Genomic DNA, 14469 nt, shown 5'->3' with positions numbered 1-14469 from the left:
AAGGCGGTCATTGATTTCGAAACGGGCGCACGGTTTTCACCAGGGAACCTCTTCATTGAAATGGAAAAATTTTCCTGTGGGTCCATCCGGGCCGATGGTCGCCAGACGAACGGCGGTTTTGGCGCCGTCTTCCACGCCCATGGGTGCCCGCCGGGAGCCCAGATCAGTTTTTACCCAGCCGGGATGTGCGGCGTTGACCTTGATGGGCGTCCTGTTCAGCGACGCGGCCAGGTGCACGGTAAACTGATTCAATGCCGTTTTGGAGGCGTCATAGGCCAGGGGCTTTATCTGGGTTGCCTCGGAAGATTCCTTACTGTGAAGGGTCAGGGAGCCCAGGATGCTGGAGACGTTGACGATGCGGCCGGCCGGGCTTTTTTTGATCAGCGGCAAAAGCGCCTGGGTCAGCGCCACCTGGCCGAAAAAATTGACCTCGAAGGTTTCCCTCAAGGCCTGGAGGGAGATTTGCTCCGAACTGTTGGCGAACAGGGACTCCTCCGGGTGAATCATACCGGCATTGTTGACCAGGATGTCCAGCCGCCCAAAGCGGGTTTCGATGACGCTTCCAATCTGTGCGATGTGGTCGGCCCGGGTCACGTCCAGCTGAACCGGTTCGACCGTCAGGCCCTCGGACTTCAATCGGCCGGCGGCATCGCGGCCCAGTTCGATGTCCCTGGCCCCCATCAGTACGGTTATCACCCGACGGGCCAACTGACGGCAGGTTTCCAGTCCAAGGCCCTTGTTGGCGCCGGTCACCAATGCGACGGTCTCTTCGGTGGTCATGTGTCTCCCTTATCCAATCGAAAAGGCGGCGCTCCGGCAGGGCGCGGCCTCATCCATGGGCCGCCCTAAACATGATTGCGCAGCTGAAGGTCAAGCGGGTGCGGTTTGAGATAGGTCTGGTCGGACAGATAGGGCTGACTGTATTTACGCACGAAATGGTTCAGCAGGGTCACGGGAACGATCAACGGCAGGATGCCCTTGCGGTAATTGCCGATCAGTTCCAGCAGTTCCTGTTTTTCATCGCCGGAAAGCTGTTTTTTGAAGTATCCCATGATGTGCATGAGCACATTGGTGTTTTTGGCGACCGTGGCCTTGAGATTCAGCGCCTCCACCAGCATGCCTTCATACCGGTCGTACAGTGTGACCGGATCGACCTGCTTGCCGCCGGCCACCAGCTGCCCCATTTCCCGATAATGCTTGGGGCTGTGGGCCATGAGCAACAGCTTTTCCCGGGTGTGGAAAGCGACCAGCCGGCCCATGGCCTTTTTCTCCGCCAACGTTTCCCGCCAGCGCTTCAGGGCAAACACCCGCTCGATGAAGTTCTCCCTCAGTCCGGGATCGTGGAGCCGGCCCTCTTCTTCCACGGGGATACGGGGAAACCGCTCCGTAAAAGCGGCGGCAAACATGCCCCTGCCGGTCCTGGCAGGCTGTCCATGCCGGTTGTAGACTTTGACGCGGAAGAGACCGCTGCTGGGCGAATCCTTTTTGAAGATGAAGCCGCACAAATCGTCATTTTCAAGCTGGTCCAACCGGTGCGTCGCCCAGGACATCATCTGTTCCGTCCGGTCGATGCCGGTTTTGTTGGTGACCAGCCGCGGATGGCGGACATCACCTTCCAGCCGCATGGCTTCTCTGGGGATACCCAGGCCGCAGTCGGTTTCCGGGCAGACGGGAACGAATTCGAAGTACTGACCCAGCGTCCCGGTGATGTAGCGGTCGTGTTTATGCCCGCCGTCAAAACGGACTTTTTCTCCCAAAAGGCATTTGCTGACACCGATCCTGATTGCAGATGTCATGGTTCGACCTGACTCCGGTTATCCCGGCGTTGAAATCGGTTAGAAGAAAAAATATCATCCGGGTATGAATCCCCTGAATCCGATGATGTTAACCGCCATGGTCCGTATACGGCAACCCGCCTGCCCGATTGATGGAAACCGGGTGAGCGGTGTCAGGGATGGTCGTCTCCGGCACCAATCAGCGGCAGCTCCTTGTCGACGGTGAAAACGACCAGGAAACGGACCGTGTCGGGTTTGTCGTCGATCCGGCATCGCCGGCAAAGGTCCTTGACCAGTTCGGTGCCGCTCTCTTCACGGGTTTTGGTCAGGTGAAGGCGAATGCCCTTGTAGCCGGGGCGCTCTTCCCGGAACAGAAAGGCGGCGTGAGGGTTGGACGTCAGGTTGCTGTGGGACAGCCGGTCGCGCATGACAAACGCTATCGAACCATCTTCCATTACATGCGGACGGGCATATACGGCGGCGTTGACCCGCCCGTCTCCATCAGCCGTGGAAAGCACGCCCAACCCCTTGGTGTCATCAAAATAGGTCTTCAGGTTCATCGTTGTCTCCTCACGTTGCGTTTTCGTATTCAGTCGATATGCTGTGGTTGCGGGGATGATGGATCGTGGCCCCCATCCGGCCATGGCGTCATTGCCTGCCGCCGGAGGTCGGTCTAAGCGGATTTCCGGGTTCCCCACACCGCATAGACCGGATCAGACAGGAGCAGCTCCCCCGCATATTTGTCGTTTTTCGGACGGGGCAGGCCGCGCATGGAATAGGTGCCCAGGTTGTCGAACGCGCCGCTGCGTATGAAATACTCCATGACCAGGCCCATCCGCTCGAATTCGTGGATCTTCTCCCACACGCGAACGACCTTGGGCGGGAACCAGCGATTGGAAAATGTGACTGCAAAGGTGCCGCCCGGTTTGAGCACCCGGGCCACTTCGGAGAATACCTCCAGCGGTCGGGTTAAGTATTCCACGGATACACTGCAGATGGCAACATCAAAAGACGCATTCCGGTAAGGCAGCTGCGGATCGATGTTCAGATCGCGGATCTGGCTGTCCGTCAGCCGCGGATTCTGCTCCAGCTCGGTACGGTTCATGCCAAGGCCGCTGACGCTCCCGGGCTTGACCGTTGACGGCAGGTGGGTTGCCCAACTGCTCATCAGGTCCAGCACATGCATGCCATCCCCGACAAAGCGCTTGTATACGTCTGCGACCATTTCCCGGGCCGTTTCGTCCAGGTGGTGCACCAGCCTCGGCTTGCTGTAGAAGCGGCCGTCGGTCTGTTCATTCCGCCTCGTAAACGCGTCGCTGTCGAAAAAATCGGTGGGGGTGCTCTGCCAGCGGGCCTGCATGCCGGGCCCTTCGGTGAGCAGACCCACCCAGTCCACGCTGCTGCCGCCGCGCTCGTTATCTTTGTCTGATATCTGCCCCGTGGTCATGGACAGGGACAGCGGGTAGGTCGCCAGCGGGTGGGCCATGTCTATGTCCATGTGTCCGTTGTTGACCCCCACGCAGCGAAAGGGCTGCATGTTCTGCGGAAAAACCCCCGGGAGGCCGCTGAGCCGGCCCCTGGGGTAGAACCTGCCGGCCCTCGGGTCCATGGAGAATCGCCTGCGGTCGATTTTCAGCGGGCCGCCGTTGCTTCCGAACAGGTCTCCCGCGGAAAAGTCGACCGATGCCTGTTCCCAGGCATGCATTCCGGTCAACGACCGCCGCACCCTGTCGGGAAGCCAGTCCCGCCACAGGTTGATGCCCCGGGCGGCATAGTACTCACGATGATCGGCGTACTCACTCTTCCATTTGAGCTGAAAGACGATGTCGGCGACACTGTCGATGTTGATCGTTTCCATGGTTTCCTCCACTTCGTATGAATGCTTTCCGTTAGTTCTAAAACTAAACACAGCACCAGCGGGAGACCATGTGAATTGGCTGACGGTTGAGTAGGGGGGTAAACCTGTCATCGCGGGCCGTCGCGTCATATCCACCGGCGGGCTCGCGGGGTTAAGATCTGGAGGGGCCGGGCGGCCGCCGGGCGAGGGTGGACACCCCGCCGGCGCCGGCGGCATTGTCTCAGGAAATGGAAATCAGGTAGCTTCTGAGGTTGGTCTGGCTGTTGCTCAGTCCAAATTTCCTGCGCAGGTTTTTACGGTGAAAATGGACGGTGGTTTCCGAAACGTTCAGGATGCCGGCGATTTCCTTGCTGGCCTTGCCGTCCTTGACCAGGGATGCCACCTGAATTTCCTGGGGGGTCAGGATAATGCTGGCATTGGCCAGCTTCTGCATCATCGGTGAGATAATGTCCTGCAGGTGGGATTCGATAATATCGACCACCGTCTTGTCCTTGGGCTTGAGACTGACCCGCTTGAGCTTCTCCACGTAGGGCATCACCATGTCCTTGACATTGGAGATGACCTTCTGTTCCAGTTCGGCCTTGTCGCCTTCGCGCTGTTTCAACAGGACCTTCAAGGCGATGTTGGCCTCTTCAAGTTCAACTTTCTGTGCGGTCAGCTGGACCTCGCTTTTTTTCAGGGCCTCTTCGGTCAGCTTGAGGGCCGTGATCTCTTCATGGCTGACCACCACCCGAAGCGGCCCCTCCCCGGACATTCTGATGGCCCGCATGTAATACCAGTGGGGGCCGTCATCGCTGTGGCAGGGATAATCGTACAGAAACTCGTCGACCTGCCCGCCGATCACCTCGCCAATGCCCCTGGCAACCACCCTGGCGTGGGCGCCCTCCTCCCCTCTGGCGGCGTTGCAGATCGCCAGATAGTTATCCCCGATGGAGTCGTAACCTTCCGGCATACCGTTTTTAACGGCATAATCACGCCAGGCCTGGTTGGTGTCCAGGATAACGCCATTTTCGTCCACGATGGCTATGTGGGCGGACAGGGAATCCAGCACCGTTCGTGCCTCTTCGCTGGAGTAACACAAGGGAGTCCGGTCACCATTCGTCGTTTCGTTCATCGATCCACCATCTGGTTGGTTTTCGGGAGGGATAATCAGCGAACAGGTAAATCTTACCACAAGCCATCGGCGGTCACAACAGGGTTCCGCGGGGCACTGGAAAGTGCCCGCATTCGGATCGATCTCCTGTTTTTCGCGGTCGTGGCCTGCTCCCGCAACCGCCGGGGGATGGGCCAAGCCCTTAGCTGTGGGAGCCGGGAATGCCCCGACAACAGATTTGCATGCGGGATCTCACATGCGTCAACCCTTCCGGGTGGCCCCGGTGATGCGCTTCCGGATGACATCTGACCCATTGCCGATGGGTCAGACCGGACTCGCTTTTTTTGCCGTGAGCGCTACTGCCGGTAGATGAAGGTGCCCACATGCTCGCCGTTCATGGCCCGGGTGATGTTTCCCGGGACCATGCCGTTGATGATCTGCACCCGATCGATGACCTCGCTGTTCTGAATGATTTCGAGGCACGGCCGCTCGATGACCAGGTCGTCCATGTCCCTTTCCATAAGATCCCGGGCGCCGATCTCGGGGATAAACGCGGCATCGGGCTTTTTTTTGGGATCGGCCGTATACAGGCCGTCCTCATCCTTGATGAAGAGGACGGTTTCTGAGCCGATCAGGTCCGCCAGGATGATCAGGCCCACGTCGGTGCGATGGATGGGGATTCGGCCGGTTTTGGGTTTGATGGCAAAATAGTCGTACGGCGGCATACCGTGCATGACGGGGATGATGCCTTCGGCAAAATAGGTGGGCAGTTTGACGATGTCCGCATGGGACATCTTGATGCCGCCCCACGGTGACAGCAGGGTGGCCACCATGAGGGCATTCTGTTCGGAGATCATGCTGCCGAATTTGGCGATGATGCCCGTGGGCATGCCCATCTCCAGGCCGATGGTGTAGATATGGCGGCTGCGGGTGCCGCCGCCGGTGGTCAACACCATCTTGTGCTGCCGGCGGATTTTCACGATCTCCTTGAGGATCCCCGGCAGTGCCTTGACCCCCCGGTCGCATATGGACTGACCGCCTATTTTCATCACCGCCACATCCGGGTAGAGGCGCTCCTGGGGAGCGACGTCCAGGCTGTCGATAAATTCCTTGCTCACCAGGCTTTCACCCATGAGCCGGCTTTTCACATGCAGGCGTTTTCCGTCCTTGTCTCTGACCAGGGGCATGGCTTCTCCTTGCTATGGGGTTGCGTCTGTGGAGCGGTCCGGGTTGGCGTCCTTATTGTTTGTTTTTGCCGCTGCCGCCGCCGCCTTTCAGTTCCACCAGGTCCGCACCGACGGCATCGGCCATCTGTTTGAGTTCTCCCTTGCGAAGATGGTCGGCGTATACCTTGAGATCCACACCGGCCACCCCTGCCACCTTAAAACGGGGCGTCTTGGATCCGTCTTTGACCTTCAGCCGTTCACGATAGAAAATTTGTCCGCTCATGGTTGTCTCCTTTTTTGTGGTAGGCGAATGTGCCCAACAAGTATCCCGAAATGGTAAGACAGGAATGAGGCAGTGTAAAGAGCCGGAAAAATACACATTTTTGCCTCGCCGTGATGTCCGTCCACGGGGTTAAAAGCAGGGCTTATCGGTTATCGACCGTCAGGCGAAAGCCGGGTCAACGGTTGGTCCGGGAAAAATCGGCCCCATACCAACCGGGCCCTTCGGCCCGCGGCAACGACACCGTAGCGCCTTCGGCGGATTCCTGAACCTTTTGCTGACATGCCCCGGATGAGAGGCCGCCATGGGGGAAAAATACCGGGGTCCCCCGGCCTTCCCCGTGGTATGCGGTTGGGGCGTGCGGGTATGGAGATAGAAAAATGAATAATATTATGTAGTTCTTGACATCAAGGTCCCATGTGGACTAAATCAGGACCCACCTGATAATTCCACTTATCCATGATGACAGTGACCCCTCGGCCATCCCAGTGACGATGGTCGAACAATTGAAACGGACCCTGACGCAAAGGAGATTGCCAATGGTGTGGGGCGCAAAATTCTGGCACGGCAACATGACGGCAAAACAGGTATTTCCGCTCACCAACCCCTATACGCAGGATTCAGGCGGTTCCCAGGGCATCTGTACCGCCGCCTCCCTGGCCTGGTGCAAGGCCGTTCTCAAAAAAGGGAGCGCCGTCAACGCGTGGGCGGAAATGGGCGTCTCCGAGCATACGCTGAATATACAGATGCGCACCCTGCGGCGGCTGGACAGCCAGCCCCGGGAGCAGACCGAACTCGCCGGGCTGGTGCCGGTGGGCAACGACCACAATGCCTCTCTGATTGAAGTCATCCGCATCATCGAGACCACGGCCCCCTTTATCGGGATCTTCTGGACCGCGGGGCATACCATGGGATACCGGTACGCACATCACCAGAAAGAGTTTTTTGACATGGAACAGGGGCTCTTCCGGGCCAAATACACGGCCGGTGTCAGGGCCAAGATCGAGGAGCATTACGCCGGGGCGGTCATCGGCTGCCGGGTGGTCAATCTCCCGGCTTAGTGTTGGCCACCCAATGCCGTTCTGTTATACTTGGTTGGTATCGGTTCGGATAAGTGGTTTTTAATTGATGGGTCTCCACAAGGTCCGGTTTGGAGGGGCTAAGGTAACTCCAGGCTCGTTTCGTGAACGTGTTACGTTTGCCGAGTTCGTAAAAAGCTTTTTCAGCCCACCCATGGCCATATATCCGAAAAAACCGAAAAGCCGCTCCTATCGAAAAACGATCCTGTTCTGATTCGTTCCCTATCAGTCACCATCCCAGTTGTCCCGATATCCCGGCAAATGTCGAAACCTGTTGTCTTCAATATATACAGATGTCGGATCAGGTCCGGCATGACGAGCCGGGCACTTTTTACGAGTCCGTCAAACGTAAAACTTAACACTGACCCGTGGCCTGAAAAAACTTTATTACCATCCCCCCGCAAAACGGACAGATCCCGACCCGATTCAATCGTGCCGGTGCCGGTAGAGGGCGTAATAGGTGACCGGAATGACCACCAGGGTGAACACCGTGGAGGCCAGCAGGCCGAATATCAGGGTCCATGCCAGCCCGGAGAAGATGGGATCCAGGGTGATGGGCCAGGCCCCCAGGGCCGTGGTGGCGGCGGTGAGCAGGATGGGGCGCATGCGGATGGCGCCGCTTTGCAGGATCGCCTCGTCAAAGGGGAGCCCCTCTTTGATCGCGTCCTGGATGAATTCGATGAGCACGATGGAATTGCGGATCACGATGCCGCCTAAAGCGATCATGCCGATCATGCCCGTGGCTGTGAAGAAAACCGGGTCGGCAAAGCCCCCCACGGTTTTGCCGGTGACCAGGTTCAGCAGCCAGAAGCCGGGCATGGCGCCGATGAGGGTCAACGGGATGGCCATCATGATCAGCATGGGCATGAAAAAGGAGCCGGTCTGCACGATCAGCAGGATGTAGATGCCGGTCAGTGCCGCGGCAAAGGCGATGCCCATGTCCCGGAATACCCGCAGGGTGATCTTCCACTCGCCCTCGCCGGCCCACTCGGCCCGGGTGCCCCTGGGCATGGGATCGGAACGCAGCCGTTTGATCATGTCCAGCACGGCTTCGCCGGGGGCGCGGCCGGCCATCTCGCCGGTGACGAACACCACCCGTTCCAGGTTTTTGTGGTAGATGGGCTGCTGCCGGGCGATATGCACGGGCGTGACCAGTTCCGCCAGCGGGATCATGGCGCCGGCGGCGCCCTTCACGGGAACCTGGCTCAATTCCACCTCGCCGGAGCGCTTTTGCCGGGGCAGGATGGTGTTGATTCTCAGGGTCTGGCGCTCCCCGGGCAGGTGCAGCGTGGCCGGGGTGTCGCCGGACAGGGCGATGCGCAGGGTCTCGATGATCTGCCGGGTGGAGACCCCGTGCAGGGCGGCTTTTTCCTTGTCCACCACGAAATCGATCCGCTCCCTGTCGGCTTCGGTCGAGTCGTCGATGTCGGTGACGAAGGGCTCGGCAGCCATGATGGTCTTGATGTGGGCGGCGCCGTTAATCAGCTGGCCGTAGGAAACATCCTTGTCGCCGTATATCTCGGTCACCAGGGTCGACATCACCGGCGGGCCGGGGGGTGTTTCCACCAGTTTGATGTCGGCCCGGTTCTCATGGGCGATCCGCTCGAGGTCTTTTCTCAACCGCAGCACGATGGCGTGGCTCTGCTGCGCGCGCCGGTTCTTGCCGACCAGGTTCACCCGGAGATCGGCCAGGTGGGGGCCTTTTCTCAGGTAGTAGTGGCGCACCAGTCCGTTGAAATCGATGGGCGAGGCGTCGCCGACGGTGGCGACCACGCTGGTGACTTCAGGCACCGTGCGCAGGTACCTCTCGAATTGCCGCACCACGGCATCGGTGGCCTCCAGGGTCGTCCCCTCGGGCATGTCCACCACGATCTGGAATTCGTTTTTGTTGTCGAAGGGCAGCATCTTGAGCGGCACCAGGCGAAACACGGCCAGGCCGACGGGAACGATCAGCAGGATCAGGATGGCGGCCAGCAGCCCGTAGCGCCGGGTCCGCGACACCAGGAACGGCGCGACCACGGCCCGGTAGAGCCGGTGGATGCGGGTGCCGGTGGCGGCCTGCGGACCCCCGCTGCCGGCCCCGGCTGTGACGGGATGGTTTTTGAGCAGCAGGTAGGTCATCCAGGGGACGATGGTCAGGGCGCACAGGGTGGAGAAGATGACCGTCATGGGCACGTTGGATGCCATGGGGCCCATGTAGGGGCCCATCATGCCGGTGATGAAAAACAGCGGGGTAAAGGAGAGGATGATGGCGATGGTGGACATGATCACCGGCGGCAGCACCTCGTTGACGGCGAAGAGCACGCTGTCGATGGGACCGCGGATGCCGCTGAACATGTGGCGCTGGATGTTGTCCACGTTGGTGATGGGATCGTCCACCACCAGGCCCAGCGAGAGGATCAGGGCAAACAGGGTGACCCGGTTGATGGTGTAGCCGAACAGATAATTGACGAAAAGGGCCAGGGAGAAACTGATCGGCACCGCCAGGGCCACCACCAGGGCCTCGCGCCACCCCAGCGAAAAGGCCAGCAGCACCACCACGGTGACGATGGCAAACGCCAGGGAGGCGAGCAGTTCATTGACCTTCTGCTGGGCCGTATCCCCGGTGTTGCGGGTGGTCTCCACCCAGACGCCGTCCGGGATGATCTCCTTTTTCAGGATTTCCAGTTCGTCGAGGATGTTGGCGGCGACGGTGACCGCGTTGGTTCCCTTCTTCTTGGCCAGGGCCAGGGTGACGGCCGGATAGGACCGGGGCGTCTCTTCCAGGCCGTTTTGGCTGCGGTAATGGTGGGCGTAGCCGATGCGGGAATAGACCGCCGCCTCCTGTGGGCCGTCAACGATCGCGGCCACGTCCCTCAGGTAGACCGGACGCCCTTCGTGAACGCCCACCACCAGGGCGCCCACCTCGCCGGCCGATGCCAGAAAGGCGTTGGCGGTGACGGTGGTGCTGCGGTTGGCCCGAGAAAAGGTGCCCGCCGTCACGGACGCATCGGCGCCCATCAGCGCCCGGCGGACCTCGGGCAGGGAGACGCCCAGGCCGACCATGCGTTCGGGCAGCAGTTCCACGCGGACTTCCCGACTTCTGCCGCCGACGATCTGCGTGCGCGAGATATCCTTGACCGCCGAGAGCCGCGCCAGGACCTCTTCTCCAATGCGGCGAAGTTCATGGTCGTCGTAGCGGTCGGAGAAAAGGGTCAGGTTGACGATGGGGACATCGTCGATCTCGACGGGTTTGACCACCCATCCGCGGACGATGGGGGGGGCCTCGTCCTGGTACATGGCGATCCGGTTGTGGACCTTTAAAATGGAATTCTCACGCTCTTCGCCGACGTAAAACCGGACGGTGACCACGGCCATGTCCCGGCTGGACATGGAGTAGACGTACTCCACGCCGTCGATCTGCCAGAGCAGGCGTTCGAGGGGCGTGGCCACCAGCTTCTCGACTTCCTCGGCACTGGCCCCCGGCGTGCTGACATAGATGTCGGCCAGGGGCACCACGATCTGGGGGTCCTCTTCCCGCGGCGTGACCAGGATCGCGGCCACACCCAGGCACAGGGAGAGGATGATCATGATGATGGACAGCTGCGAGGTGAGAAACCGGTGAACCACCCCGGCGATGACGCCCTTGGGTGCCGACGGGAGATCAGCCATTGTCCGACACCTCCCATCCCAGGGTTTCGCTGCCGTCCAGCCCGGAAAGGACCTCCACCGCATCCCCCAGACGGACGCCGGTTTTCACGTGGCGGGTCTGCCAGCCGTCGCCGGCTTTCACGTGAACCAGTTCCAGCTGGCCCACGCGCCGGACGGCGGCCCACGGCATGGTGACGATCCGTTGCCGGCCCACGGGAATGCGCAGCTTGCCGAACATGCCCGGGTAGAGGCCTTCGACCGGGGGCATGGAGGCCTTCACCAGAAACGTCCGGGAGTTGGGGTCCGCATAGGGGACAATTTCCTCGACGGTGGCCGCGACCAGCCGGTCCAGCGTCTCGATGTCGACGTCCAGGGACGCGCCCGGTTCCACCCGGGTGATCAGCCCCTCGCGGACATAGGCCTCCAGCCGCATGGCCCCGGAGGTGCGCAGGGCCAACAGGGGCTTGCCGGGCAGGGCCAGGTCGCCGGGCTCCACAAAGCGTTTGAGAACGACCCCGTCCTCGGGGGCCAGGATGCGGGTGTACTCGATGGAAATGGTGCTTTCGTCCACCACCGCCCGGGCCTGCAGGATGCCGGCTTTGGCGGCGGCCAGTCCCTCTTCGGCCCGTTTGACGCCCGCCTCGGCCTGCCGGAAGGTGGATTCGGCCTGCTCCAGGTCCTGGGCCGTGGCGGCCTGGGAGTCAAAGTAGCGCCTGACCCGGTCGTAGTTGGCCCTGGCCTGTTTGAAGCCCGCCCGGGCCCCCTCCAGCAGGTGCCTGGCTTGCTCACGGCCCGCTTCGGCGGTTTTCAATGCCTGTCTGGCCTGATTCAGGCGCGAGGTCATCTGGCGGCTGTCCAGGGAAACCAGCAGCTGGCCCTTGGTGACCGGGTCCCCGGGGCTGACCCGTACATCCAGCACCTGGCCGGTGACCCGGGCCTCGATGCGGGTTTCGGTTCTGGGGCGCACCGTGCCCACCGCTTCGTAGACCTGGTCGGTCTCGCGCACCTCGGCGGCGGCCGTTCGACCGGGGGAGAAGGGCGCTTTTTCCACGGCGGTAAATACACCGGGTTCGATCTTGTCGCACCCGCCGAGCAGCACCATTGCGGCGGCGATGCACAGGCCGGTCGGCCAGCCGGTGAACCGGGGATTCTTTTTCATCGGGTGGTTCCTCCTTGGTGACGATTACCGGTCCAGTAGCCGATGGCCCGGGCGATCTGGGCGCGGGCTTTTTCCCGGTCGAAATAGGCGGTGGTTTCACGCATTCTGGCCCGGTTGTAGGCCAGTTCGGATTCCAGGTAGCGGGTGATGTTTGCCGACCCGCCCTCGTACTGGCGTTTGACCAGCTGGTATGTCTCCCGGGCCGTTTGGACACTGGAGGTGGCCACTTTCAGCCGCTGCTGTGATTCGTCCAGGTTGAGGTAGGCCTTCTTGACATCGAACTTGACGGCCAGCAGGGTCTTGCGGTCGGCTGCCATGGTCTCCTGCAGCTGGGAAAGCGCCTCGGCCCGGTCGCTGCGGGTGGCGAACCCGTCGAAGAGCTTCCAGTTCAGGTAGAGGCCGGCGGTCCAGTTGTCCCGGTCGCTGCTGTATTTCATCTCGGGATCGTCGGCATAGTAGCGGGTCGTGAAATCCACCTGGGGCAGGTAGCCGGCCCGGGCCGCATCCACGGCCATTTTTGACCGGCGCAGTTTTTCACGGACGCCGGCCAGTTCGGGCCGGTGAACCAGGGCGTAGTCCAGGGCTGAAAAGGGGTCCCCGGGCACTTCGATGGCGCTGGGCGCGGCTTCGGCCAGGCCGAAAGGCACCTCGGGCTCTACCCCGAGAATTTCGGCCAGCGCCGCCTTGGCCAGGCGCTGCCGGTTGCGGCTCTGGACGAGAATTTCTTCGGTCTCGGCTACCCTCACCTGAAGGGAGAGCAGATCGGTTTTGAGGGCGCCGCCCGACTGGAACCGGATGTCCATGATGCGCAGCTGGGATCGGGTGGTTTCCGCGGAGGCCTTGGCCACCGAGGTGAAGTTTGCGGCGGCGAGGACATCGTAATAGGCGCCGATGGCCGTGGCCATGACCTGGTTTTCGATGGCGTCGCGGTCCAGTTGAGAAATGGTCAGCCCGGTTCTGGCCATTTCCCGGTTAAGCCTGTCCCGGCCGCCGTTGAACAGGTTGATGCCGGCGCTGACGCCGCTTTCATAGTTCTCGAACCATCCCGGATCGTTGAAGTCGGTCCCGGGGGGAAGTTTGCGCTGGTCGATGGTCCGAAACAGGTAGGCCGAGGGGGCGTCGCCCTGGATGTACTCGGTGTAGACGTTCACCTGGGGATAAAAAGGTGCCGCCGATTTCTCCAGCAGGGCCCGGGCCCGTTCGATGCGCGCCACGGCCATGAGCAGGTCCGGGTTGTTGTCCCGGGCGATGTCGAGCACGTCCTGCAGGGTCAGGCTGCTGTTGACCGCGCACGTGGCCGCAGGCGCATCCGCCGCCCGGCTTTCGCCCAGGTTGCAGGCCAGGTCGGCATATTCCGTCTTGATCGTGTCGTAGCGGTAGGTGTTCTGGGAGGTACAACCGACGAACGATACGGGCCACAGCAGGGCGCAGGCCAGCACGATCAACACCGGGGATCTTGGCATTTCCTGATTCCTCACTTTCAAGTTGTCAGGTAACGCGCTGCAGCGAACCTGACCTGAAATGCAGATGTAAAAGCGAACCGCAGAGCATCCAATAATGACAGTTTCCCAAAAAGTTACCAGACATGTCATTCCCGCGGCGGCGGTAATCTATAAGTGACTGTAAATACTGGATCCTCGCCTTCGCGGGGACGACAAAAACAGGAACGATTTCAAATCGTTCACGAATCTTTCATCGTTGCTAAATGAGTATTTTGAACCGAATTCCAGCGCCCTATGGGCAGACGCAAAGGCTTTTCACTACCCTGTTAGAGCCCGATACCACCTTCCGGTTACAGGCGCGAAGATTATTCTTTGATCGTCAAAAGAACCCACGGCCCGGCGCCATCCCCACGATGGTTGGCCGGTGTGAATCGGCATGGTTCGCCATTCCCGGGGCGTTCAGCACGATACGACAGACTCATGGTAACGCCGCTGCCGTGTGGATGCAAGTCTGAATTGTTTTCGCAACAGGGGAATCGCATTTGGAGAAAGTGTCTGCAGATCTCTTTTTAATCATGGCCCTCACCCCTCCAGGGGCGAGGGCGTCGCGGTCTGGAATCCGTCCCCTTGGATGAACGTCGGTGCTGGCAGGGTTCCCTCGCCCCCCTGGGGGAGAGGGGCAGGGTGAGGGGGGTAAAATCATTATTCAAATCGTCAAATTTCCAAATGGGGTTACCTAGGGTGATCCTTTGTGTTTTTGTTGACTTATGCTCATATTTGATCTTAAATATTTGTGCCCGTAATAAATTGGGTTTTCTCTTCTCAAGTTCTAAAGAATGGCAATGGCATCAACCGCATTTTTTGCGCTGCCGCTCCGCCGGGTTCCTGCCATTAATGTCTGACCAGACAGCGCAAAGTTTTTTCGATTTATATCGTAGCTTCAGCTGCTATTGAAAGACGGCACCTGTTTTAATTAGCGCATTCCTA

11 protein-coding genes are annotated in these 14469 nt (G+C 60.3%); 1 reads left to right on the top strand and 10 read right to left on the bottom strand.

Annotated features, from left to right (window positions below; translation table 11 throughout):
• Nucleotides 1–36: 36 nt before the first annotated feature.
• From DSCA_RS15915 to DSCA_RS15885, 7 genes are all read right to left on the bottom strand, one after another.
• Nucleotides 37–780 (bottom strand): SDR family oxidoreductase, encoded by a 744-nt coding sequence (locus DSCA_RS15915; protein WP_155317363.1) that lies wholly within the window; start codon nt 778–780, stop codon nt 37–39.
• Between the two features lie 65 nt (nt 781–845).
• Nucleotides 846–1796 (bottom strand): YbgA family protein, encoded by a 951-nt coding sequence (locus tag DSCA_RS15910; RefSeq protein ID WP_155317362.1) that lies wholly within the window; start codon nt 1794–1796, stop codon nt 846–848.
• A 152-nt stretch (nt 1797–1948) separates the two neighbouring features.
• On the bottom strand, nt 1949–2335 hold the full coding sequence (locus tag DSCA_RS15905; protein ID WP_155317361.1) for a pyridoxamine 5'-phosphate oxidase family protein: 387 nt from the start codon (nt 2333–2335) through the stop codon (nt 1949–1951).
• Between the two features lie 113 nt (nt 2336–2448).
• Nucleotides 2449–3633, bottom strand: a complete 1185-nt coding sequence (locus tag DSCA_RS15900) for a class I SAM-dependent methyltransferase (RefSeq protein ID WP_167527801.1) — start codon at nt 3631–3633, stop codon at nt 2449–2451.
• Nucleotides 3634–3853: 220 nt separating this feature from the next.
• Nucleotides 3854–4747 carry a LuxR C-terminal-related transcriptional regulator gene (locus DSCA_RS15895; RefSeq protein ID WP_155317359.1) on the bottom strand — a complete coding sequence of 298 codons (894 nt, stop codon included), beginning with the start codon at nt 4745–4747 and terminating at the stop codon, nt 3854–3856.
• A 335-nt stretch (nt 4748–5082) separates the two neighbouring features.
• Entirely contained in the window at nt 5083–5913 is an 831-nt protein-coding gene (locus DSCA_RS15890) for an amino acid kinase family protein (protein ID WP_155317358.1), read from the bottom strand.
• A 52-nt stretch (nt 5914–5965) separates the two neighbouring features.
• Nucleotides 5966–6175 (bottom strand): hypothetical protein, encoded by a 210-nt coding sequence (locus DSCA_RS15885; RefSeq protein ID WP_155317357.1) that lies wholly within the window; start codon nt 6173–6175, stop codon nt 5966–5968.
• A gap of 536 nt (nt 6176–6711) precedes the next feature.
• On the opposite strand from DSCA_RS15885, the gene DSCA_RS15880 reads away from it, so the two are divergent.
• Nucleotides 6712–7233, top strand: a complete 522-nt coding sequence (locus tag DSCA_RS15880; protein WP_155317356.1) for a hypothetical protein — start codon at nt 6712–6714, stop codon at nt 7231–7233.
• Between the two features lie 444 nt (nt 7234–7677).
• Here the strand turns inward: DSCA_RS15880 and DSCA_RS15875 are convergent, their stop codons facing one another.
• From DSCA_RS15875 to DSCA_RS15865, 3 genes are read right to left on the bottom strand one after another with little or no spacing between them, the layout of a single operon-like run.
• Nucleotides 7678–10902, bottom strand: coding sequence for an efflux RND transporter permease subunit (locus tag DSCA_RS15875; protein ID WP_155317355.1), 3225 nt, complete (start codon nt 10900–10902; stop codon nt 7678–7680).
• Nucleotides 10895–12040 (bottom strand): efflux RND transporter periplasmic adaptor subunit, encoded by a 1146-nt coding sequence (locus tag DSCA_RS15870; RefSeq protein WP_155317354.1) that lies wholly within the window; start codon nt 12038–12040, stop codon nt 10895–10897. Before DSCA_RS15870 ends, DSCA_RS15875 begins: the two co-directional genes overlap by 8 nt.
• Complete coding sequence (locus tag DSCA_RS15865; protein WP_167527800.1) at nt 12037–13503, bottom strand: TolC family protein; 1467 nt, start codon at nt 13501–13503, stop codon at nt 12037–12039. The genes DSCA_RS15870 and DSCA_RS15865 overlap by 4 nt, the downstream gene beginning before the upstream one ends.
• Nucleotides 13504–14469: the final 966 nt, after the last annotated feature.

Source organism: Desulfosarcina alkanivorans, assembly GCF_009688945.1.
In the GTDB taxonomy this organism is placed as follows: Bacteria; Desulfobacterota; Desulfobacteria; order Desulfobacterales; family Desulfosarcinaceae; genus Desulfosarcina; species Desulfosarcina alkanivorans.
The sequence above is the reverse complement of the archived record's forward strand: the minus strand, read 5'-3'. Positions and strand labels throughout refer to the sequence as shown.

Excerpts from the sequence above, each read along its gene's own strand:
- DSCA_RS15915 (WP_155317363.1), bottom strand. The coding sequence starts at position 780 with ATGACCACCGAAGAGACCGTCGCATTGGTGACCGGCGCCAACAAGGGC.
- DSCA_RS15910 (WP_155317362.1), bottom strand. The coding sequence starts at position 1,796 with ATGACATCTGCAATCAGGATCGGTGTCAGCAAATGCCTTTTGGGAGAA.
- DSCA_RS15905 (WP_155317361.1), bottom strand. The coding sequence starts at position 2,335 with ATGAACCTGAAGACCTATTTTGATGACACCAAGGGGTTGGGCGTGCTT.
- DSCA_RS15900 (WP_167527801.1), bottom strand. The coding sequence starts at position 3,633 with ATGGAAACGATCAACATCGACAGTGTCGCCGACATCGTCTTTCAGCTC.
- DSCA_RS15895 (WP_155317359.1), bottom strand. The coding sequence starts at position 4,747 with ATGAACGAAACGACGAATGGTGACCGGACTCCCTTGTGTTACTCCAGC.
- DSCA_RS15890 (WP_155317358.1), bottom strand. The coding sequence starts at position 5,913 with ATGCCCCTGGTCAGAGACAAGGACGGAAAACGCCTGCATGTGAAAAGC.
- DSCA_RS15885 (WP_155317357.1), bottom strand. The coding sequence starts at position 6,175 with ATGAGCGGACAAATTTTCTATCGTGAACGGCTGAAGGTCAAAGACGGA.
- DSCA_RS15880 (WP_155317356.1), top strand. The coding sequence starts at position 6,712 with ATGGTGTGGGGCGCAAAATTCTGGCACGGCAACATGACGGCAAAACAG.
- DSCA_RS15875 (WP_155317355.1), bottom strand. The coding sequence starts at position 10,902 with ATGGCTGATCTCCCGTCGGCACCCAAGGGCGTCATCGCCGGGGTGGTT.
- DSCA_RS15870 (WP_155317354.1), bottom strand. The coding sequence starts at position 12,040 with ATGAAAAAGAATCCCCGGTTCACCGGCTGGCCGACCGGCCTGTGCATC.
- DSCA_RS15865 (WP_167527800.1), bottom strand. The coding sequence starts at position 13,503 with ATGCCAAGATCCCCGGTGTTGATCGTGCTGGCCTGCGCCCTGCTGTGG.